General features: G+C 76.4%; 19 protein-coding genes. 11 read left to right on the top strand and 8 right to left on the bottom strand.

Features of this window, described 5'->3' with window-relative positions; translation table 11 throughout:
* Positions 1-91 precede the first annotated feature (91 nt).
* The 7 genes from ACGBYP_RS16860 to ACGBYP_RS16890 all read left to right on the top strand — a co-directional run bounded on the left by ACGBYP_RS16860 (position 92) and on the right by ACGBYP_RS16890 (position 7,535).
* Entirely contained in the window at positions 92-901 is an 810-nt protein-coding gene (locus tag ACGBYP_RS16860) for a sulfotransferase family protein (protein ID WP_411585935.1), read from the top strand.
* 90 nt (positions 902-991) lie between these two features.
* A complete protein-coding gene (locus ACGBYP_RS16865) occupies positions 992-2,161 on the top strand; it encodes an FIST signal transduction protein (RefSeq protein ID WP_411585936.1) in 1,170 nt (389 codons plus the stop codon).
* Positions 2,158-4,884: a putative bifunctional diguanylate cyclase/phosphodiesterase gene (locus tag ACGBYP_RS16870; RefSeq protein WP_411585938.1), complete on the top strand. Its 2,727-nt coding sequence runs from the start codon at positions 2,158-2,160 to the stop codon at positions 4,882-4,884. Before ACGBYP_RS16865 ends, ACGBYP_RS16870 begins: the two co-directional genes overlap by 4 nt.
* Before the next feature lie 24 nt (positions 4,885-4,908).
* Entirely contained in the window at positions 4,909-5,355 is a 447-nt protein-coding gene (locus ACGBYP_RS16875; protein ID WP_411585940.1) for an SRPBCC family protein, read from the top strand.
* Positions 5,356-5,389: 34 nt separating this feature from the next.
* On the top strand, positions 5,390-6,232 hold the full coding sequence (locus ACGBYP_RS16880) for an NAD-dependent protein deacetylase (protein ID WP_411585941.1): 843 nt from the start codon (positions 5,390-5,392) through the stop codon (positions 6,230-6,232).
* On the top strand, positions 6,229-6,528 hold the full coding sequence (locus ACGBYP_RS16885) for a biopolymer transporter Tol (RefSeq protein ID WP_411585943.1): 300 nt from the start codon (positions 6,229-6,231) through the stop codon (positions 6,526-6,528). The genes ACGBYP_RS16880 and ACGBYP_RS16885 overlap by 4 nt, the downstream gene beginning before the upstream one ends.
* Positions 6,529-6,620: 92 nt before the next feature.
* On the top strand, positions 6,621-7,535 hold the full coding sequence (locus ACGBYP_RS16890; protein WP_411585945.1) for an MSMEG_6728 family protein: 915 nt from the start codon (positions 6,621-6,623) through the stop codon (positions 7,533-7,535).
* Positions 7,536-7,610: 75 nt separating this feature from the next.
* Here the strand turns inward: ACGBYP_RS16890 and ACGBYP_RS16895 are convergent, their stop codons facing one another.
* Positions 7,611-8,474, bottom strand: a complete 864-nt coding sequence (locus ACGBYP_RS16895) for a phosphotransferase family protein (protein WP_411585946.1) — start codon at positions 8,472-8,474, stop codon at positions 7,611-7,613.
* Positions 8,471-8,830 carry a VOC family protein gene (locus ACGBYP_RS16900; RefSeq protein WP_411585948.1) on the bottom strand — a complete coding sequence of 120 codons (360 nt, stop codon included), beginning with the start codon at positions 8,828-8,830 and terminating at the stop codon, positions 8,471-8,473. Before ACGBYP_RS16900 ends, ACGBYP_RS16895 begins: the two co-directional genes overlap by 4 nt.
* A gap of 91 nt (positions 8,831-8,921) precedes the next feature.
* On the opposite strand from ACGBYP_RS16900, the gene ACGBYP_RS16905 reads away from it, so the two are divergent.
* Positions 8,922-9,479, top strand: a complete 558-nt coding sequence (locus tag ACGBYP_RS16905) for a YbaK/EbsC family protein (protein ID WP_411585950.1) — start codon at positions 8,922-8,924, stop codon at positions 9,477-9,479.
* A gap of 25 nt (positions 9,480-9,504) precedes the next feature.
* Positions 9,505-9,660: a hypothetical protein gene (locus ACGBYP_RS16910; protein ID WP_411585951.1), complete on the top strand. Its 156-nt coding sequence runs from the start codon at positions 9,505-9,507 to the stop codon at positions 9,658-9,660.
* A 36-nt stretch (positions 9,661-9,696) separates the two neighbouring features.
* Here ACGBYP_RS16910 and mscL read toward each other — a convergent pair whose 3' ends face one another.
* The 3 genes from mscL to ACGBYP_RS16925 form a co-directional block, all read right to left on the bottom strand.
* Positions 9,697-10,140 carry a large conductance mechanosensitive channel protein MscL gene (gene mscL, locus ACGBYP_RS16915; protein ID WP_411585952.1) on the bottom strand — a complete coding sequence of 148 codons (444 nt, stop codon included), beginning with the start codon at positions 10,138-10,140 and terminating at the stop codon, positions 9,697-9,699.
* A gap of 39 nt (positions 10,141-10,179) precedes the next feature.
* Complete coding sequence (gene cpaB / locus ACGBYP_RS16920; RefSeq protein ID WP_411585953.1) at positions 10,180-10,818, bottom strand: Flp pilus assembly protein CpaB; 639 nt, start codon at positions 10,816-10,818, stop codon at positions 10,180-10,182.
* A 107-nt stretch (positions 10,819-10,925) separates the two neighbouring features.
* Positions 10,926-11,255, bottom strand: coding sequence for an FmdB family zinc ribbon protein (locus ACGBYP_RS16925; protein WP_411585955.1), 330 nt, complete (start codon positions 11,253-11,255; stop codon positions 10,926-10,928).
* Between the two features lie 151 nt (positions 11,256-11,406).
* Here ACGBYP_RS16925 and ACGBYP_RS16930 point away from each other — a divergent pair, with 151 nt between their 5' ends.
* Both ACGBYP_RS16930 and ACGBYP_RS16935 read left to right on the top strand, forming a co-directional pair.
* Positions 11,407-11,889, top strand: coding sequence for a MarR family winged helix-turn-helix transcriptional regulator (locus ACGBYP_RS16930; protein WP_411585956.1), 483 nt, complete (start codon positions 11,407-11,409; stop codon positions 11,887-11,889).
* A 40-nt stretch (positions 11,890-11,929) separates the two neighbouring features.
* Complete coding sequence (locus ACGBYP_RS16935) at positions 11,930-12,955, top strand: LLM class flavin-dependent oxidoreductase (protein ID WP_411585958.1); 1,026 nt, start codon at positions 11,930-11,932, stop codon at positions 12,953-12,955.
* A 42-nt stretch (positions 12,956-12,997) separates the two neighbouring features.
* Here the strand turns inward: ACGBYP_RS16935 and ACGBYP_RS16940 are convergent, their stop codons facing one another.
* The 3 genes from ACGBYP_RS16940 to ACGBYP_RS16950 all read right to left on the bottom strand — a co-directional run bounded on the left by ACGBYP_RS16940 (position 12,998) and on the right by ACGBYP_RS16950 (position 16,781).
* Complete coding sequence (locus ACGBYP_RS16940) at positions 12,998-13,582, bottom strand: hypothetical protein (protein WP_411585959.1); 585 nt, start codon at positions 13,580-13,582, stop codon at positions 12,998-13,000.
* 431 nt (positions 13,583-14,013) lie between these two features.
* Positions 14,014-15,549, bottom strand: coding sequence for a carboxyl transferase domain-containing protein (locus ACGBYP_RS16945; RefSeq protein WP_411585960.1), 1,536 nt, complete (start codon positions 15,547-15,549; stop codon positions 14,014-14,016).
* Positions 15,546-16,781: a CaiB/BaiF CoA transferase family protein gene (locus ACGBYP_RS16950; RefSeq protein ID WP_411585962.1), complete on the bottom strand. Its 1,236-nt coding sequence runs from the start codon at positions 16,779-16,781 to the stop codon at positions 15,546-15,548. The genes ACGBYP_RS16945 and ACGBYP_RS16950 overlap by 4 nt, the downstream gene beginning before the upstream one ends.
* Positions 16,782-16,788: the final 7 nt, after the last annotated feature.

A 16,788-nucleotide genomic window follows, 5' to 3' on the forward strand; every position in this document is an offset into this window, starting at 1 on the left:
CCCTCGTCCGGCGGGGCCCGCTGACCACCGCGGGCCCCGCCGGTCTCCACGTCGGTGAGCCGGGCTCCCGGAGCGGCGCTACGTTGCCCCGGTGCCGAACGCCGCCGAGCCGCAGCGGCTCTTCGTGGTCGGGTGCCCCCGCTCGGGGACGACGCTGCTGCAGTCCTTCCTGGCCGCGCACCCGGCCGTCCACTCCTTCCCGGAGACGCACTTCTTCTACCGGCTGCCCGCCGCAGCGAGCGCCCCGGTCGGCCCCGACCTGGTCGCCGACCTCCCGCAGGTCGCCGGCTTCCTCGGGCGCCCCGACACCTGCTGGCCGTCGCAGCCCACCGTCGGCGCCGCCGTCGACACGTTCCTGGCCACCGCCGACGCGGTGACCGCCGCCGCGGGCGCCACCGCCTGGGTGGAGAAGACCCCGGCCAACCTCTACGCCATCGACCTGATCGAGGCCCTCGTCCCCGGCGCCCGGTTCGTGCACATCCTCCGCGACGGCGCCGACGTGGTCACCAGCCTCTGCGCCAACGCCGCGGGCTGGGGGAGCACCTACACCGTCGACCAGGCGCTGGACCTGTGGAGCGAGTGCATCGCCGTCAGCGAGGCCCACCGCGGACGCCCGGGCCACCACCTCGTCGGTTACGCCGACCTCGCCCAGCACCCCGAGGACACCCTGCGGGCGATCTGCACCGCCGTCGGACTGCCCTACGACCCGGCGATGGTGGCCGGCCGGGCCGAGGCCGCCCGCGGCCTGATCAAGGACTTCGAGACATGGAAGGGCGCCAACGTCGGCCCGCTGGAGTACGCCCCGCGGGCCCGCTTCGCGCGGTCCTTCGACGCCGCCACCCGCGCCCACATCGACCGGCGGGTCGCCGCCGTCGTCGTGCCGGAGACCGCCCACCGCTGACCCGGCCCACCCGGTCCGACGGAGTACCGGAACGGGAAGTCACCCTTCCGAGGACTGCAGGACGGCGCCGGAGCTGTCGTCCCTTCTGTCATGAGCGCACTGCTGCACGGCACCGGCACCAGCGACGTCGCCGGCTCGGGTGAGGCCGGACGCGCCGCGGCGACCGCCGCGCTGGCCGGCCTGGCCGGGGCCGAGCCGGCGCTCGTCGTCGTCTACGCCTCGGTCCGCTACGACCTGCCCGAGCTGCTCGCCGGCGTCGCCGCGGTCACCGGCGGCGCGCCCGTGGTCGGGGCGACCAGCAGCGGGCACTTCGTGGGGCGCGAGCTCAGCGCCCCGGGGACCGGCGTCGTCGTCCTCGCGCTGGCCGGGGGCGGGTACCGCTTCGGCGTCGCCGCTGCCCACGGCATGAGCACCCGGCCGGCCGAGGTCGGTGCCGAGGTGGTGCGCACCGCCCGCGCCGCCGCAGGAGAGCACGACCTGCCGCACGCCGCGCTGCTGCTCCTGGCCGACGGGCTCGTCGGTGGCCAGCAGCAGGTCGTCGCCGGGGCCCACCGCGCCGCTGGGGCCAGCGTGCCGATCGTCGGTGGGGTGGCCGGCGACGACTGGCGGCTGAGCAGCACCAGCGTCCTGCTGGGCGACCGGGCCCTCACCGACGCCGCCGTCGGGGTCTGGATCGCCTCCCCACGCCCGCTGCGCGTGGTCAGCGCACACGGCTGGACCCCGGTCGGGCCGCCGCAGCTGGTCACCCGCGCCGAAGGGACGTCGATCCACGAGATCGGCGGCCGGCCGGCGACGGACGTCTACGCCGGGGCCGTCGACGTGCAGGAGGCCGCCCGGCGCGGCGTCAGCCACGGCGAGGCCGTCGAGGAGAGCTCCTACGCGCTGGGCGTCATCGAGCCCGACGGCTCGCACCTGGTCCGGGCCATCTACGTCGGCCCCGACGGCTCGCTCAAGAGCTTCGAGCCGGTGGCGACCTTCTCCGCCGTCCAGCTGATGAGCGCCGACCGCCCCGCTCTGCTCCGGGTCGTCGACGACGTCGCCCGGGCCGCGCTGACCACGGGCGAGGAGACGGTGCTGCTGACCTTCGACTGCGCCGCGCGACAGACCATCCTCGGCGACTCCATCGGCGAGGAGGTCGACCGGTTGCAGACCGCCGCCGGCGCCGCCACCTGCTTCGGCTTCTACACCTACGGCGAGTTCGCCCGGTCCCGCGGCGCCGGCGGCGTGCACAACGCCACCCTGACCGCCCTCGCGCTGTGAGCGCCGCCCGCCCGTCCTGGGCCGTCGGTGCCTCCGCCGAGGCCGTCCCGGTCGCCTCCGAGGACCTCCGGGTGCTGCTCGCCGACGCCCGGTCCTCGGCCCGCGACGCCTACCGCACCACCGCCGGGCTCATCCGGCTGCTCGAGGTCATCGGCCAGGGCGGCTCCGCCGACGAGCTCGCCGACCGCGCGCTGGAGGCCGTGTCGGAGGTCTTCTCCGCCGACCTCGTGCTCTGGGTGCGCGTCTGGGGTGCCGAGGTCGACGTCGTCGCCTCCTGCGGCTTCGGCGACGCGCACGAGCCCCGGCTGCCCGAGCTGCCCGCGGACGCCGACGTACTCACCCGCCCGGTCCCCGGCGTCTGGTCCTGCCCGCCCGGGACGACGCCGCCGGTGGTGGCCGGCATCGCGGTGGGCTCGGTCGTGCACGTGCCGGTCTGCCCGGTCGACCCGCAGCAGGGCGCCCTCGTGCTGCTCATGGCCGAGGACGCCGCGTTCGACCCCTCCGACCTGCCGATGCTGCGGTCGGTCGCGAAGCGGCTGCGCTCCTCGATGGAGGACGCCGAACGGCGCGGCAGCGTGGAACGGCTGGCCACCGCCGGCCCCCGGCTGGCCCGCCACCTGGACAGTGCGCCGCTGTTCACCGAGGCCGTGCGCATCCTCGGCGAGGTCACCGGCGCTGCCTGGACCAGCGTGGTCACCGTCGACGGCGACCACGCCCTGCTCGACACCACCGGCCCGTGGCCGCAGGAGGACGCCGGCCGCTGGCCCCGCCCGCTGTCGGCGCTGCGGGCCTGGCCCTCGGCCGTGCGCGGCGAGGTCTTCAACGCCCACGACGTCGCCTCCGGTCCCGACGCCATCTCCGCCGACCTGCGCGGCGACGTCCGGTCGTTGCTGTGCGCCCCGGTGCACGTCGACGGCCGGCCCGTCGCGCTGCTCTACGCCATGCACCCGCGTCCGGCCGCCTTCACCTCGGCCGCGCTCGACGCCGCGGGACTGCTCGCCGGCTACGTCGCCGCGGCGCTGGTCAACGGCCGGCTCTACGACGCCCTGTCGGCCAGTGAGTCGCGGCTGCGGGTGCTCACCGACGCGATCAGCGACATGGTCGCCGTCCTCGACCCCAGCGGCGCCGTGCGGTGGGCCTCGCCGTCCTACGGCCGCGGACTCGGGGTGGACCCGGCCGGCCTGGTCGGCCAGGACTGGACCGACGCCGTCCACCCCGACGACCGTCCGGCCGTGCGGTCGGCGCTGGCGCGCTGCCCCGAGGTGCGCAGCGTCGAGCACCGGCTGCGCCGCGGTGACGGCACCTGGGGCTGGGTCGAGACCAGCCTGGCGGTCACCCCCGACGCGGCCGGCCATGCCGTGCTGTCGTCCCGGTTCGTGGGGGAGCGGCGGCGGCTGGAGGCCGAGCTGCGGCGCCAGGCCACGCACGACTCGCTGACCGGCCTGGCCAACCGGGCCCTGGTGCGCCGGCAGCTGGAGGTCGAGCTCGCGGCCGACCGGCCCGGCCCGGTGGGCGTGCTGTTCTGCGACCTCGACGAGTTCAAGGCGGTCAACGACCGGCTCGGCCACGAGGCCGGCGACGACCTGCTGTGCCAGGTCGCCGACCGGCTGCGCGCCGGCCTGCGCCCCGGGGACCTGCTCGCCCGCCTCGGCGGCGACGAGTTCGTCGTCGTGCTGCCCGAGGTCGAGGGCCAGGCGACCGTCGCCGCGGTCGGCGAGCGGGTCCTGGCCGCGCTGCGCCGGCCCTTCGACCTGGGCCCGGAGACCGTGCGGATCGGCGCCAGCATCGGCGGCGTGCTCGGCGCCCGCGGCGCCGTCGCGGTCACCGACCTGCTGCGCGACGCCGACGCGGCCATGTACGAGGCCAAGCGCGCCGGCCGCGGCCGGGTGCAGGTCTTCGACGCGCTGGCCGCCCAGCAGTCGGTCGAGCGGCTCTCGCTGCGCCAGGAGGTGCAGGGCGCGCTGCACCGCGACGAGCTCGCCGTGCACTACCAGCCGATCGTCGACCTGCAGACCGGTGGTGTGCTGGGCCTGGAGGCGCTGCTGCGGTGGCGGCACCCGGTGTACGGCGACGTCCGGCCCGACGTGTTCGTCCCGCTGGCCGAGGAGACCGGCGCGATCGGCGCGATCGGCGACTGGGTGGTCGCCCAGGCCTGCCGCCAGCTCGCCGCGTGGCACCGGCTGCCCGGGCACCAGGACCTGACCGTCTCGGTCAACCTGTCGGCCGCCCAGCTCGACGACGACGACCTGGTCACCCGGGTGCTCACGACGCTGGCCCGGGAGCAGGTGGCGCCCCGGCACCTGCGGCTGGAGGTCACCGAGAACATGGAGAAGACGCACCGCCAGCTGGCCCTGCTCGACGCGCTCAGCCGCGCCGGCATCAGCCTGGTCGTCGACGACTTCGGGGTCTCCTACTCCAACCTCGCCCACCTCAAGGACCTCCCGGTCGACGCGCTGAAGATCGACCGCTCCTTCGTCGCCGGGCTGGGGGACTCGACCGGCGACCGGCGCCAGGGCATCGGCGTGGGCATCGTGCGGGCGGTCCTGGCGCTGTCGGAGGCGGCCGGCCTGGACGTCGTCGCGGAAGGCGTGGAGACCGAGGCGCAGCGCGACTGCCTGCGGTCACTGGGCTGCCGCACCGCGCAGGGCTACCTGTTCTCCCGGCCGGTCCCCGCCGACGAGGCGACCGCGCTGCTGCTCGCGGGGGCGCTGCTGCCCGGCTGAGCCCCGGGGAGCAGGATGAGCGGCATGGGTCAGGTCGTCGCCACAGCCGAACGGGTCGTGCGGGCACCGGCGGACGTCGTCCGCGCGGCGCTCGCCGACTACACCACCACCCGCCCCGCGGTGCTGCCCGAGCAGTACAGCGAGTACCGCGTGGACGCCGGCGGCACCGGCGCCGGCACCCGGGTGCACTGGAAGCTGCAGGCGACCTCCAAGCGCGTGCGCGTGCAGGACGTCGTCGTCACCGCGGGCCCCGACGGCGCGCTGGTGGAGAGCGACACCAACTCCTCGATGGTGACCACCTGGACCGTGCACCCCGCCGACGCCGGGGTGAGCACCGTGCGGGCGCGCACCACCTGGACCGGGGCGACCGGCATCGGCGGGTTCTTCGAGCGCACCTTCGCGCCCAAGGGCCTGGCCCGCATCCACGGCGCGCTGCTGGAGCAGCTGGAGCACGCGGTCAGCGCGGGCTGAGGCACGACAGCCCGCCGGCGGGGACGATGGGGGCGTGACCGCACCCGCCACGCTCGCCGGCGTCGCCGAGCTCACCGACCTCCTCGCCGACGGCGGGGCCCTGGTGCTCTCCGGCGCGGGGCTCTCGACCGACTCCGGCATCCCCGACTACCGCGGCGCCACCGGGTCGCTGCGCCGGCACACGCCGATGACCTACCAGACCTTCACCCGCGACCCGCGCGGCCGGCACCGCTACTGGGCGCGCAGCTTCGTCGGCTGGCGGCAGATCGGCGACGCCCGGCCCAACGCCGGGCACCGCGCCGTCGCCGCGCTGCAGCAGGCCGGCTGCGTGGGCCCGGTGATCACCCAGAACGTCGACGGGCTGCACCAGGCCGGCGGCGCGCGCGACGTCCTCGAGCTGCACGGCGGGCTCGACCGCACCGTCTGCCTGGCCTGCGGCGACGTCGCCTCCCGCGCCGACCTCGACGTCCGGCTGCGGGCGGTGAACCCCGGCTTCCGCCCGGAGGCGACCGACGAGGTCAACCCCGACGGCGACGTCGAGCTGCCCGAGGAGGCCCTCGACGGGTTCGTGATGGTCGACTGCCTGGCCTGCGGGGGCGGCCCGCTCAAGCCCGACGTCGTCTTCTTCGGCGAGACGGTGCCCCGGGACCGGGTCGACCGGTGCTTCGCCCTCGTCGCCGAGGCGCGGTCGCTGCTGGTCCTGGGCTCGTCGTTGACCGTGATGAGCGGCTACCGGTTCGTCATCGCCGCGGCCAAGCGCGGCATCCCGGTCGCCGTCGTCAACTCCGGGCCCACCCGCGGCGACGCCAAGGCCACCCACCGGGTCGACGCCCCGCTGGGCCTCGTGCTGCCCGAGCTGGCCGGCCGGCTGGCGTGACCCGGGAGGTCGAGCACACCGAGGACGGCCGCTGGATCGTCGTCGACGGACGCCGCTGGCGGACGGCGGACCCCGCGCTGCCCGACGACGTCCGCGCCCGGCTGCTGCACCACCTGGGCGTGGGCCGCTCCGGCGTGCGTGCGGCCCGGGGCGACGACGCCGCGGTCGCCGCCGCCCGCGCGCGGGTGCAGCTGGCCAAGACCGGGCTGGGGGAGCGCGGCACCGCCTGGTGGGAGCAGGACGACGCCGAGCGGCAGGCCCGCTGGGAGTCCGCCCTCCGCGAACTCGAGTCCTGACCCGCCCTGGCCAGAGGGGCCGAAGTCGCGACTTCGGCCCTCCCTGGGGGCCGGGGGTTGATCGTCGGCCGGCCCGGGCAGGGAGTGCTGCGATGCAGACCTTCCTGCCGGTCGCCGACTTCACCGAGTCAGCCCGCCTCCTCGACAACCCCCGGCTCGGCAAGCAGCGCGTCGAGTGCCTGCAGGTGCTGCGCGCCCTGGAGCTGCCCGACTACGGCTGGGCCAACCACCCGGTCGTGATCATGTGGCGCGGGTACACCGCCGGCCTGGTCGTGTACTCCCTGGCGATGGTGCGGGTCTGGAAGGAGCGCGGCTTCGCCGACTCCACCGAGTCGCTGATCTCCGAGTTCGCCCCCGACGCCGCGGGGATGACCCAGGCCGAGGCGGCCGCGGCCGGACTGCTGCCCAGCTGGGTCGGCGACGAGGAGCTGCACCTGTCGCACCGGTCGAACCTGGTGGCCAAGGACCCGGAGTTCTACCGCTCCCGGTTCCCCGAGGACCCCGACGACCTGCCCTACAAGTGGCCCGGCGCCGACGACGTCCCGCCCGCCCCCGCACCTGAGGGCGTGCCGGTGTGGGTGGTGCGGCCGCGGGCGCACAACGAGCTGGGCGCTGCGCTGTTCGGCGGGATCGTCGGGCTGGGCACCCAGTCGGGCATCGACGTCGACGCCACCGGGCAGTCGCCGGCCGAGCTGCGGGCGCTGTCGAAGGAGCTGTCCGGCAAGCGCCCGGCCAAGGACCTGCGCCAGCTGTCGGCCTTCCTCGACGAGGTCGCGCCCGGTGACCTGGTCGGGCTGCCGATCGAGGTGGGCGCCGGGCTGCTGCTCGGGCAGGTGGTGGGCGACTACTCCTTCCACGGCCGCGAGCTGCTGCCGCACCGCCGTCCGGCCCGGTTCGAGGCGGTCGTGCCCCGCTCGGCGGCCCGTCCGCCGGCGACCCTGCAGGACCCCCGGGCGCTGTTCCGGATCACCCTCGACCCGGACGCCGTCCCGCCCGGACTGCGCTGAGCCGTCGCCCGGGTCGAGCCGCACCACCGGAGGTGGAGCCGCGCCACGGCACGGCTCCACCTCCGGTGGTGCGGGTCAGCCCAGGGCGGCGCCGACCTCCGCGACCGCCTCGGCCAGCCGGGTGTGGGCCAGGGGCAGGTCCGCCGGCACCCGCGCCGCGTGCGGGAACCACCAGGCGGTGGTGTGCAGCCGCCGCAGCAGGAGGAAGGGCCGGAGCTCCTCGTCGGTCATCGGGTCGGGCATGGCGTCCACCGCCGCCCGGCCGTCCAGTCGCCGGGTGTGCCGCAGGCAGGCGACGTCCCAGGCGCGGGGGCCCAGCGCGGTGTCCTCCAGGTCGGCCCAGACCCAGCCTGCCGGCGTCCGGAGCAGGTTGCCCGGGTGGGCGTCGCCGTGCAGCGGCTGGACGTCTCCGGTCACCAGCGGGCGCAGCCGCGCGGTGAGCTCGGCGGTCCGGGTGACGAGGTCGGTCGGCGCCCCGAGCCCGACGCCGTGCTCGACGAAGCCGGCCAGGTCGTCGAACGGGGTGTCCAGCGGCCCCCCGGACCAGCCGGGGTCGACGGTGCCGAGCACCGCGAGCAGGTCGGCGAGGGTGCGCCCGGCGACGTCGGCGGTCGGCTGCTCGGGGAGCACCTCGACCCACTGCCAGAACGCGGTGCTGAACCCGTCGTGCGGGTGCGGGCCCGGCGGCAGCAGGTCCGTGGGCCGCAGCACCGGGGCGCCCGCCGAGGTCAGCGCGGCGGCCAGCAGCAGGTCGCGGCGCTGGGCCCGCGCGGGGTCGGGGCGCACCAGCGGGAGGTACGTCGCGACCCGGGCCACCACCGGCGCCGGTCGCAGGTGGACGACCAGGTTGATGCCGTCGGCGAGCACCACCGGGTCGTCGACGCCCAGGCCGTGCGCCCGGGCGACCGCGACCGCCGCGGCGACCGCCCGCCGGGTCACACGGCGTCCCAGACGAAGCAGAACGGGTGGCCGACCGGGTCGGCGTAGACGCGGAAGTCCCCGCCACCGCCGGGCAGCCGGCGGGCGCCCAGGGCGAGCACCTTCGGCTCGGCCTCCTCGACGTCGGCCACCCGGATGTCGAGGTGGAACTGCTGGGGGTGGTCGGGGTCGGGCCACTCGGGGGCCTGCAGCCCGGGAGCCTGCTGGAAGGCGATCCGGTAGCCGGCGCCGGTGACGACCACCCAGTCGTCGCCGGGGGAGCCCTTCACCTCCATCCCGAGCACCTCGGCGTAGAAGCACGCCAGGGCGTGGGCGTCGGGGGCGTCGATGACGATGGAGTGCAGCTGACCGATCATGCGGCCATCTTCGCCGCAGCCGGTCGCCGGCGACAGCGGAGGACGGTACCCCGGGCGAGGCCCCGGTGCGGCCGTGTCGCACGATCAGCGCATGGCCGCACCGGAGTCCGCACCCCAGCTCGGCACGCTCACCTGGCTGCCGGCGCACGAGCACCGTCACCTGCTCGGCGCGCCCGTGGCCGCCGCGCTGGCGGGGTTGTCCGGACCGGCGTGGGTGGCCGAGATCGACGACACGGCCGCCGACACCGCAGCCTTCACCGACACCTACGAGGTGCCGCTGGCGGCCTCGGCCAACTGCGTGGTCGTCGCTGCGCGCCGGGGCGGGGAGACCACGCTGGCCGCGTGCCTGGTGCTGGCCACCACCCGCGCCGACGTCAACGGCCTGGTGCGCCGCCACCTGGGCGCGCGCAAGGCGTCCTTCGCCCCGCAGGACGTCGCGGTCGCCGAGAGCGGGATGGCCTACGGCGGGATCACCCCGGTCGGGCTGCCGGCGTCCTGGCCGGTGCTGGTCGACGCGGCGGTGGCCGCCGGCGAGCTGCTCGTGGTCGGCTCCGGCACCCGCGGCAGCAAGCTGGCCGTCCCGGGGTCGGTGCTGGCCGCGCTGCCCGGTGCCGAGGTGCTCGAGGGCCTCGGTCAGCCGCTGGACTGAGCGGCTCCCGCCTACGCTCGACGTCGTGTCCGCACCGCAGCAGCCCGCCGGCGACTCCCCGCGACGCCCCGTCCGGGCACCGGACGACACCGACGTGGGCTGGGGCGAGCGGCTTCCCGACCCCGAGGACGACGACCGCCGCTACCTCGAGGACCGCCCGCCGCACTGGGGCAGCGACTGAACGGCTCCCGGCCAGCCGGTGACGGAGCCGGGCCCCTCAGGGGCGGCGGAACTCCCCGGTGTGGGCGTGCCGGCCGCCCTCCTCGCCGGTGACCGCGTCCAGGCCCTGCTGGGCGCGGAGCAGGTCGCGGATCTCGACCAGCAGCTCGACCTGCGTGGGGGCGACCGGGCCGGCCTCCTCGCCGCGCTTGCGCCGCTCGACGACGATCTTCATCGGCACGACCACCACGAAGTAGATGACCGCGGCGGTGAGCACGAAGGTGATCACCTGGTTGACGAAGGCGCCCCAGGTGAAGGTCTGCCCGTCGACGACGAACGTCCCGCCGGTGGCGCCGCCGCCGCCGACCAGGCCGATCAGCGGCTGCAGGAACGACGTGGTGAACGAGGTGACCACCGCGGTGAACGCCGCGCCGATGACCACGGCCACCGCCAGGTCGACGACGTTCCCCCGCAGCAGGAAGTCCTTGAAGCCCTTGAGCACGTCGGCACCTCTCGAGTCGCCGGGCGTCCGGCCCGGTGGTCACGGCCGGCCGAGGGTAACGGTGAGCGTCGCGGAGGTGGCGGCAGCCGCCAGCCGCCCGGCGGTGTCCGGTGGCACGGCCAGCACCAGCAGCCCGTCGGACCCCGGTGCGTCGTCCTCCGCGGTGGTGCTGGGCACGGCCAGCACGAGCGCGCCGGTCGCCACGACCTGCACACCGGGGGCGCCGTCGGGTGCACCACCGGCGGCCAGGACGTCGACGCGGTCACCGGCCCGCAGCAGGGTGGCCACCGCCAGGTCGGCCAGCCGCACCGGCGCCGCGACCTGACCGGCCGGCACCGCCGACCACAGTCCCGGGCCCACCACGCGCGCGTCGGTGACCGGTTCGCCCGACCGCAGCGGTGAGGCGAGCACGGCGCCGGTCAGCTGGGGCACGTCGGTGACCGCCCCGGCCGGCGCAGCGTCGACGGGCAGCCGTGCGACCGCCAGGTCGGCGTCGGTGAGCGTGGCCCCGGCGGGTAGGTCGCCCGCGGCGACGACCACCGGGACGGTCGCCGGGGCGGGCCCGGCCGCCGGTGGTGGCGGCCGCAGCGCCAGGACCAGCGCCAGGCAGGCGAGCAGGCCCGCGGCGACCTGACGGAGCAGGTGCACCGGGGAGCGGGGGCGGCGGAGGCGGGGCACCCCGCCATCGTGCGGGTCGGGGCCCGCGCCGTCCGGGCCGCGCGGCGGGCTGTGGACCGCGGCCCCGGATGTGGACGGGCGGCAGCGTGGCGCCGCCCGTCCGTGGGTCAGCTCGGGCTGCTGCCCGACGAGGAGGGCTTCGCCGCCGGGGTCGAGGAGCTGGAGGACTCCTTGCCGCCGCCGCCGCCGGTGGAGGCGGCCGGCTTGGCGCTGGACTCCTTGGCGGGGGCCGGTGCGCTGGTGGAGCTCTCGGCCTTGCGGCTGTCGGTGCGGTAGAAGCCCGAGCCCTTGAACACGACACCGACCGAGCCGTAGACCTTGCGCACGGCCGAGCCGTCCTGCGGGCAGGTGGTCACCGCGGGGTCGGTGAACGACTGCACGACCTCGAACTCGTGCTTGGTCTCGGGGTTGGAGCAGACGTACTGGTACGTGGGCACGGTGCTGCGAGCTCCTCGATCCGATCCGGGCCGGGCTGGCACTCTGCTCCGGCGACTGCCAATGATGCGCCGTGGGGCCACCCGCCGTCCACGTCGGGCGGCGAGCCCCGGCTCACACGAGGTGTCCCGGGGGCGGCGGTACCGTTCCGGCGTGGTCCCGCAGTGGCTCGACGAGCAAGAGCAGCGCACCTGGCGGGCCTGGCTGGCCGTCACCGAGCTGCTGCCCCGCGCGCTCGACGCCCAGCTGCAGCGCGACGCCGGCCTCACCCACGCCGCCTACGTGGTGCTGGCGATGCTGTCCGAGGCCCCCGACCGCAGTCGCCGGATGAGCGACCTGGCCCGGGTGGCCAACCAGTCGCAGAGCCGGCTGTCGCACACCGTGGCCCGGCTCGAGGAGCGCGGCTGGGTGCGCCGCGAGCGGGCCACCGAGGACCGGCGGGGCAACCTCGCCGTCCTCACCGACGCCGGCCAGGAGGTCGTGTCGCGGGTGGCGCCCGGGCACGTCGCCGCGGTCCGGGAGGGCCTGTTCGCCGCGCTCACCCCCGAGCAGACGCAGGTGCTGGAGGTCGCGCTCACCGCCGTCCTCGAGCGGCTGGACCCCGACGCGACGCTGCGGGTGCCCGGGGCCGGCTGAGCCGGGAAGCCTCCCGGCCGGGACGGCGTTGCCGCCGGTGATGTCCGAGACCCCGCTGCCCCTGTCCGTCCTCGAGCTGGCCACGGTCGGCACCGGGCAGACCACCGCCGACGCGCTGGCCAACACCGTCGCGGTGGCGCAGGCCGCCGACCGGCTGGGCTACCGCCGGCTGTGGGTTGCCGAGCACCACAACATGCCGGCGGTGGCCAGCACCAACCCGCCGGTGCTCATCGCGCACCTGGCCGCGGTGACCGACCGGATCGTCGTGGGCTCTGGCGGCGTCATGCTGCCCAACCACGCCCCGCTCGTGGTCGCCGAGCAGTTCGCGCTGCTCGAGGCGCTGCACCCGGGCCGGATCGACCTGGGCATCGGCCGGGCCCCGGGCACCGACCAGCACACCGCGCTCGCGCTGCGGCGCGACCCCGGGGCGCTGTCGGCCGAGGACTTCCCGCAGAACCTGCTCGACCTGCTGGGCCTGTTCGGCGACGAGCGCATCGAAGGCGGTCTCGCCGAGCGGTTCAGTGCCACCCCGGCGGCCTCCTCCGCGCCGCGGGTCGTGCTGCTGGGCTCCAGCAGCTTCTCCGCGCAGCTGGCCGGCCAGCTCGGCCTGCCCTTCACCTTCGCCCACCACTTCGGCAGCCCGCACACCGTGGCCGCGGTGGAGATCTATCGGGAGGAGTTCGTCCCCTCGGCGCTGCTGGCCGAGCCCTACGCCGTCGTCACGGCGAACACGCTGGTCGCCGACACGGACACCGACGCCGCCCGGCTGGCGCTGCCCGGTCAGCTCATGCGGCTGTCGATCCGCACCGGCCGGCTGCGCCCGGTGCCCAGCCTCGAGGAGGCCGCGGTGCACCCCGAGCGCGCGGCGGCGGAGAACATGCCCAGCAACGCCGTCATCGGCGGGCCGGAGCGGGTCGTGGCCGAGCTGCGCGCGCTGGCCGCCGAGACCGGCGCCGACGAGCTGATGGTCACCGCCTCCACCCACGGGGTGGCCGAGCGCGTTCACAGCCTGGAGCTGCTCGCCGCCGCCTGGGGTCTGCCGGCCACCGGGCAGGCCGCAGCCTAGGCCGTCGTCCCGCCGGGGGGCGGGACGACGGGCAGGCGCGGACTACGCGGCCTTGAGGACCGCGGCCTTCATGCTGGTCAGGCCGGCGCCGAGGGCGCCGCGCACGGTGGAGGCGGTGCGCTGCTGCTCGCCCTGCTGGGCGGCCAGCACGATCAGGACGGCGGTCAGCGCGGGGTTGAGCCACTGCAGCGGCTTCTGCGCCTTCTGCGCGCTCGCGACGTCGTCGGGGGTGGCGGCCGACGGCTCGGTCGCGGTGGCGCTGGGGACCGGTGCCTTCTGCCCGATCTTCGCGCCGAAGCCGCCGGCGGCGATCGACGTCCCGATCGCGGCGACGGTGATCACGCTCTTGACCACGGTGTTCGCCGTCGCGCCGGACTCGGTGGCCACCCGGCCGCGGTCGGCGCGCAGCATGCCCACCGAGCCGATCAGGTGCGCGGCCATGGCGGTGCCCTGCACCGGCCACCAGGAGGCCCAGCCGATCGAGGACAGGCGGGTGCGCTCGGTGCTGTCCTTGGCCGCGGCGGCGGCCTTGTTCAGCCCGACGGCGCCCATCAGGTTGCCGCCGAACCAGGCAGCCAGGCCCAGGTCGTGCATCGAGCGGAGGACGGTGTGCTGGTCGTTCGACATGGAGAGCTCCTCGAGGTGCTCGGCCCGCGGGCCGCTGCGTCGGCCGGACGGTCTCACCGGCTCGCGCTCAGCCGTGCCCCCGGCCCGTGATCACCAACCCCGTCGTGCGCCACCGAGTTCACCCGAGGTGACGGAGGAACGACGTCGGGACGCTCGGGGAGTCCTGCCAGCTGCGGGTGAGCTCGAGCCACGCCGCCGGGCGCAGCCCCCGCTCGCCGACGTCGGCCCCGTCCCGGGCATCGCCAGCGGGCGCTGCCCGAGCCGCCCGCCGGGTCGAGGGTGACCGCGAGCAGCTCCCTGACCGTCGACGTGCCCGAGCGGTCGTCCTGGCCCGGGTACGACGGTCCCCGCGTCCTCGATCCGCCGTCCTGGCTCACCGTTCGTGCTCCTGGCTCACGGCACGCGCTGAGCCAGGAGCACGCACGATCAGCTCACCTGATCCCGGGGGGCCCGCCGAGGTGGCGCCAGCGGCGGGTGCGGCTGCGCATCCGCTCGACGTCGTCGCGGCCCAGCAGCCCGGCCAGCTCCTGAGCGAGGACCCGGCCCAGCCGCCGGCAGAACTCCACCGGCTCGTCGGCGGCGTCGGGGCGCTCGGGCACCACCCGGTCGACGATGCCCGCGCGCCACAGGTCGGTCGCCCGCACGCCCTGCGCGGCCGCCATCTCACCGGCGTGGGAGACGTCGCGGTGCACGATCGCCGAGGCGCCCTCCGGCGGCAGCGGGCCGAGCCAGCCGTTGGCCGCGGCCAGCACCCGGTCGGCCGGGACCAGCGCCAGCGCCCCGCCGCCGGTGCCCTGGCCCAGCAGCACGGCCAGCGTGGGCGCGGGCAGGGTGACCAGGTCGGACAGGCAGCGGGCGATCTCGCCGGCCAGCCCGCCCTGCTCGGCGGCCACCGACAGCGCGGCGCCGGGGGTGTCGATCAGGGTCAGCAGCGGCAGCCGGAGCTCCGCGGCCAGCCGCATCCCGCGGCGGGCCTCGCGCAGCGCGCCGGGCCCCAGCGGTGCGGTCGGCGACTGCCCGCGCCGGTCCTGACCGAGCACCACGCACGGGGCGCCGCCGAACCGGGCCAGCGCCAGCAGCAGGCCGGGGTCGGACTCGCCGGCACCGGTGCCGTTGAGCGCCACGACGTCGGTCGCCGCGGTGCGCAGCAGCTGCCGCACGCCGGGGCGGTCGGGCCGGCGGGAAGAGGTGACGACGTCCCAGGCGGTGCGGTGGTCCTCGGGGTCGTCGGCGTCGGTGCCGTCGCCGGGGTCGGCCGGGGTCTCGACGGCGTCCCGGTGCCAGGTCGCGCGGGCCGCCAGCACCCGCAGCGCCCGGTCGGCGACGTCGGCGATCTCCTCGTGCGGGACGACGCCGTCGATCAGCCCGCGCGCGGCGAGGTTCTCGGCGGTCTGGACGCCCTCGGGGAACGGCTCGCCGTAGAGCGCGGCGTAGACCCGCGGGCCGAGGAAGCCGATCGCCGCACCGGGCTCGGCGATGGTCACGTGGCCCAGCGAGCCCCAGGAGGCGAGCACGCCACCGAACGTCGGGCCGCGCAGGTACACGAGGTAGGGCAGCCCCGCCTCCTTGTGCCGGGCGATCGCGGCGGTGATGCCCACCATCTGCAGGAAGGCGACCGTGCCCTCCTGCATCCGGGTGCCGCCGGACACCGGGGCGGCCAGCAGCGGCAGCCCCTCGGCGGTGGCCTGCTCGACGGCGTCCATCAGCCGCTCGGCGGTCGCGGTCCCGATCGAGCCGGCGAGGAACCCGAACTCACCGGCGACCACCGCGACGCGGCGCCCGCGCAGCGTGGCCTCGCCGGTGACGATCGCCTCGTCCTGGTGCGTCTTCGCCGCCGCCCGGGCCAGCTCGGCGGCGTAGGCGTCGTCGGCCTCGCGCGGCGGCACCGGGGTGTCCCAGGACCGCCACGAGTCCGGGTCCAGCACCAGGTCGCGCAGCGCCCTCGCGTCCAGCCGGGCCGGGGTCACGTGGCGTGCCCGTCCTCGACGTCGCCGTCCTCACCCTCGGGCTGGGGGACGCCGTCCGGCTTCGACAGCCACGCGCGCAGGGCGTCGCCGTCGGCGCCCAGCACCGGCGGGGGCGTGTGCTCGCGGCGGGTGGTCTCGACCTCGCCGTCGGGGCCGGGGGCGAAGAAGCGCAGCGGCGGGCCGGGCAGGGTGAGCTCGCCGGCGGTCGGGTGGTCGACGGTGATCGCCAGGCCCTGCGACAGGGTCTGCTCCCAGGCGTAGACCTCGTCGAGGGTGCGCACCTTGCCGGCCGGGACGCCGGCGGCGTCGAGCCGGGCCAGCAGGTCGGCGGCCGGGATGTCGGCGAACGTGCGCTCCAGCAGTTCGATCACCTGGTCGCGGTGCTCCACCCGCTCGCCGTTGGTGGCCATGCCCTCGGCCGCGGGGTCCAGGCCGAACGCGGTGCACAGCCGCTTCCAGAGGCCCTCGCTGCCGCAGGACAGCTGCACGCTCCCGCCGGCGCAGCGGAACAGGCCGTAGGGGGCGATCGAGGGGTGGTGGTTGCCCTGCCCGCGGTTGACCTTGCCCGCGACGGTGTACGCGGTTCCCTGGAAGGCGTGCACGCCCACCACGGCGGCCAGCAGCGAGGTGCGCACGACCTGCCCGTGGCCGGTGCGCTCGCGCTCCAGCAGCGCGGCGAGCACGCCGTAGGCGCCGTACATGCCGGCCAGCAGGTCACCGATCGGGACGCCGACCTTCTGCGGGTCGTCGGGGCCCGAGCCGGTCAGCGACATCAGCCCGGCCTCGCCCTGGGCGATCTGGTCGTAGCCGGCCCGCTGCCCCTCGGGGCCGTCGTGCCCGAACCCGCTGATGGACAGCTGCACCAGCCGCGGGTTGAGCTCGGCGAGCACGTCGGTGCCGAAGCCCAGGCGGGCCAGGGTGCCGGGGCGGAAGTTCTCCAGCAGCACGTCGGCCCGGCGCACCAGCTCGGTCAGCACGGCCTTGTCGGCGTCGTCCTTGAGGTCGAGGGTGATCGACTCCTTGTTGCGGTTGGCCGAGAAGAAGTACGTCGACTCCCGGCCGGAGTCGGTCTCGACGAAGGGCGGACCCCACCCGCGGCTGTCGTCGCCGGCCCCGGGGCTCTCCACCTTGATGACGCGGGCGCCCAGATCGCCGAGCATCATCCCGGCGTGCGGGCCGGCGAGGGCCCGGGTCAGGTCGACGACGAGCACGCCGTCCAGCGGTCCGGTCACGGGAGCC

This window comes from Modestobacter sp. SSW1-42 (assembly GCF_046635825.1).
Lineage (GTDB): Bacteria > Actinomycetota > Actinomycetes > Mycobacteriales > Geodermatophilaceae > Modestobacter.

Excerpts from the sequence above, each read along its gene's own strand:
- ACGBYP_RS16905 (WP_411585950.1), top strand. The coding sequence starts at position 8,922 with ATGGCCGCACCGGAGTCCGCACCCCAGCTCGGCACGCTCACCTGGCTG.
- ACGBYP_RS16875 (WP_411585940.1), top strand. The coding sequence starts at position 4,909 with ATGGGTCAGGTCGTCGCCACAGCCGAACGGGTCGTGCGGGCACCGGCG.
- ACGBYP_RS16865 (WP_411585936.1), top strand. The coding sequence starts at position 992 with ATGAGCGCACTGCTGCACGGCACCGGCACCAGCGACGTCGCCGGCTCG.
- ACGBYP_RS16900 (WP_411585948.1), bottom strand. The coding sequence starts at position 8,830 with ATGATCGGTCAGCTGCACTCCATCGTCATCGACGCCCCCGACGCCCAC.
- ACGBYP_RS16935 (WP_411585958.1), top strand. The coding sequence starts at position 11,930 with ATGTCCGAGACCCCGCTGCCCCTGTCCGTCCTCGAGCTGGCCACGGTC.
- ACGBYP_RS16940 (WP_411585959.1), bottom strand. The coding sequence starts at position 13,582 with ATGTCGAACGACCAGCACACCGTCCTCCGCTCGATGCACGACCTGGGC.
- ACGBYP_RS16890 (WP_411585945.1), top strand. The coding sequence starts at position 6,621 with ATGCAGACCTTCCTGCCGGTCGCCGACTTCACCGAGTCAGCCCGCCTC.